4 protein-coding genes are annotated in these 3,192 nt (G+C 61.8%); all 4 read left to right on the top strand.

Translation table 11 applies throughout. The features are described 5' to 3' along the window. Positions 1-1,176: portal protein (locus HMPREF9697_RS20005; protein ID WP_040308482.1), on the top strand; the 1,176-nt coding region annotated here is incomplete at its 5' end. Next, positions 1,176-1,481: a hypothetical protein gene (locus tag HMPREF9697_RS20000; protein WP_002719089.1), complete on the top strand. Its 306-nt coding sequence runs from the start codon at positions 1,176-1,178 to the stop codon at positions 1,479-1,481. The genes HMPREF9697_RS20005 and HMPREF9697_RS20000, both read left to right, overlap by 1 nt. Then, positions 1,478-2,467 carry a hypothetical protein gene (locus HMPREF9697_RS21380; RefSeq protein ID WP_002719088.1) on the top strand — a complete coding sequence of 330 codons (990 nt, stop codon included), beginning with the start codon at positions 1,478-1,480 and terminating at the stop codon, positions 2,465-2,467. Before HMPREF9697_RS20000 ends, HMPREF9697_RS21380 begins: the two co-directional genes overlap by 4 nt. Before the next feature lie 28 nt (positions 2,468-2,495). Next, on the top strand, positions 2,496-3,086 hold the full coding sequence (locus HMPREF9697_RS19990) for a hypothetical protein (protein ID WP_002719087.1): 591 nt from the start codon (positions 2,496-2,498) through the stop codon (positions 3,084-3,086). Positions 3,087-3,192 lie beyond the last annotated feature (106 nt).

Here is a 3,192-nt window from a genome sequence, read left to right as displayed (position 1 = left end):
ATCATCGCTAAAAATCTGCCGATCGGCGAGAGCTACAAATGCGTCGATGCGCAGGGGATGACAGAGCGGTATCACCGCAAATTCGTGTTGAAAGGCTATCAGGCCAAGACCCGCTTTAAGGGGCGTGCGGACGTGTCGGGCTTTAACGACAGCCAGACATATACGTTCATCCTCGCGGTTTTCCCAAATGACAATTACCGACCGGGCAGCCCGTTCGCGCGTTCTTTCCGTTACACGACGGTCTACGTCTGTGAGCACCTGAAGGATTTTGGCGTTCAGGAATTCTATCAGTCGTTTCCTGTCCACGAGATCGAATGGTCGCAGCGATCGGGTCGCGCCTGGGCGACTGGCCCGGGCCACAATGCACTCGCGGACATGCGTGGCAATGATGAGATTGCGCGATCGGTCATCATCGGCGCGCAGTTCGATGCCGAACCGATGTGGTGGGCGCAAGACGAGGATGTCCTCACGGCCGCCGATATTCAGCCGAACGGCGTGCTCTACGGTGATGCTTTGCGCGACAAGCCGCCCGCGCAGATCCTCGAGCGGTCGAAGCAAATGGCGCTGCCGCTCCAGTTGCAGCAGGATCTCCGCAATCAGATCCGCAAGGCGTTCCATTTCGGCCTGAGCCAGGTCATGGCCAACCGGCCGCAGATGACCGCGCAGGAAGTTCTGGCCTACAACGCGGACGAGCTGAAAATCCTCGCACCGCATCTTGTTCGCATCCAGCGCGGTCTTGCATCGTTCATTGCGCGCCGCTTTGCACTGCTGCAGCGCATGGGGCGGCTCGCACCGCCGCCGCCGGAGCTGGCGCAGTCAGGTCAATCCGTCACCATCGAATTCGTCTCGCCGTTCGCGAAGGCGCAGCAGGCGGCCGTCGCCCAGGGCGTCATGAGCTGGGTGAAAACCAAGGTGGACCTGCAGAGCGCGACGCAGGATCCCGAATGGACCGACGACATCGACAAGGATGGCGTCTCGGCCGTGCTGCACGATGCAATGTCAGGTGTGCCGGCGGTGCGGCTGGATCCACGCGACGTTGCCGCGAAGCGTCAGGCGCGCGCGCAAGCTCAACAGCAGCAGCTCGAAACCGCGCAGGCCGCACAGCAAGCCGAAATCATCGCCAACGTCTCCCATGCGCAGCAGGCGTCGACACTGGCTAAAACGCGAGCGGCATGATGAAGCGGCCGCAAATTCAATTCGAGAACTGGCCGCGCTGGTTCGCAACGATGTGGCCGAACGCGCAACGGCGCTGGCTGATCGTGACGTCGTATCGGCAATTTGCCGAGACCCACAAATCGATGTTTGCCGACATCATGCTGCGTGCGGGCGCGTGGTCACCGATCCGCGAGAGCGATCCATTTCTTGCCGGTGTCGCCGAAGGGCGGCGTCAGATTGCGATCGAGCTGGTCAAGCTCGCGAAGCTCGATCCTGCAGAACTTTTTGAACTCACCAAGGTCGAACGAAAGGGAGAGAGACCATGAAGAAGCGTTTCGGTTTTTTGTTCTCGGATGGCGCGTCTGGTCAGGGCAGCGGTGCTGGCGCAGGGGCTGGTGCCGCCGCCGGAGCTGGCGCTGGCGACGGCAGCGGGGCGGCGGCAGGGACTGGTGGCGGATCCGGCGGACAAGGTGGCGGCCAGAGCGGCGGCGAGCAGGCCTACACGGGTCCGTTCTATGCCGATCCTCAGTATGCTTTCGATCCGGACACGCAGAGGTTCTTCGAAGGAAAAAATTATCCCGACGTCAAGACCGCGTTGTCGTCGCTTCGCCACGCTGATGAGGCTGCTCGCTCCCGCAACGTCATCACCAAACCAGATCTGGCGAAGCTCAATGAATGGTCGGGTTGGTCGGAGCTCGGATGGATCGACAACGCCGAGAAATACGGCGCGGCCGTCACCAAGCCCACGCTTAAGGATGGCGAGATGTTCGATGACGCGGGCTACAACGCCCTCGTCAAGGCCGGTCATGAGGCGCGTGTGCTACCGTCGCAGCTCACCGCCATTGTCAATGCGCTGCATACCAACGAGCAGCAGCAGATCACCAATCTGCGCAATGCCGGCGCAGAAGCCAATGCCGGCCTCGACCAGGCACTTCGCGATAGCTGGGGCAACAATTACGATAAGAACAAGGAACTCGCGAAACGCGCGTTTGCGCATTTCGAGGTCGATAAGATCACCGGTGCGCAGCTCGACAGCGTTCTGTCCGCGCCTGGCATGGTCAAGCTGTTTCATGCAATCGGCGCTGCTATGGGCGAAGGCAACCTCGTCGATGTCAACGGCGGCGGCAACAACCTCGCCGGCGATCATCCCGACGCCTTGAACGCCGAATTGAACCGGCTCGAGCAGGATGCGGAAACCGTCAAGATCATGCGGGATGAGCGGCACCCGCGCTATCGCGAGGTTACGGAAAAGCGCCGTGACCTGATTACCCGGCTCGCGAATGCGCAGAAGCGCACCGGCCGCGCTGCCTGATCCATCATCAACACCCGGAGACGCACCAATGGCTGAGAAGACCGACATTTCCAAGATCATCACCACAGAAAATATCGACCTTAAGGCTTCAGTGGCCGGTTTGGCGGACCTCGATTTTGCCAAGCTGGCATCGTTGCTCGACGTTCCGCTGCTGCCGGACGCAACCCGCGACGAACTCAACACCGCAGTGGTTGGGGCGATCGTCGACCACCGGGAGCAGATCGCCAAGGATCTGGCTGCGCAGCAAGCAAAGCGGGAGGCCGACGACAAGCTGGCCGCGTTTCTGAAAACGCCGGAAGGCAAGGCGCACCGCAAGGCGGTTGACGATCGGGCGCGCAATGTCGCCGTCCGCACGGTACATGCAGACTTTGCTGGCGCGTTGCCGACGGAAGCACGCCAGACCGGCACATTCGCTGTGCCGGACGATCATGCCAACAGTGCGCAGTCGGCTGTCCCGAACGGTAGTTATCGTGTGCTCGGCACGGATTGGCTGCACCGCTTCAAGGGCGGCCGTTGGATCGGTGCAGACCGCGTGGCGGCTCATGCCAAGCCGGACTGGACGGAAGTGCCTGATAGCGCCGCGGGCGACCCGGAAGTCCCGGCCGCGGTCAACGGTTGACGGCGCTCCGGCGCCGCTATGTTGCGTGTGTTGCGTACCTCACCTGGGCAAACTGGGGCGCCTTCGCTGGCGCCCCGCTTTTCCGGTGAAGAAAATATCTGGCCGC

Origin of the sequence: Afipia felis ATCC 53690, from assembly GCF_000314735.2 — a bacterium.
GTDB classification, from domain to species: Bacteria; Pseudomonadota; Alphaproteobacteria; order Rhizobiales; family Xanthobacteraceae; genus Afipia; species Afipia felis.
This window is presented reverse-complemented; position numbering and strand designations above follow the sequence as displayed.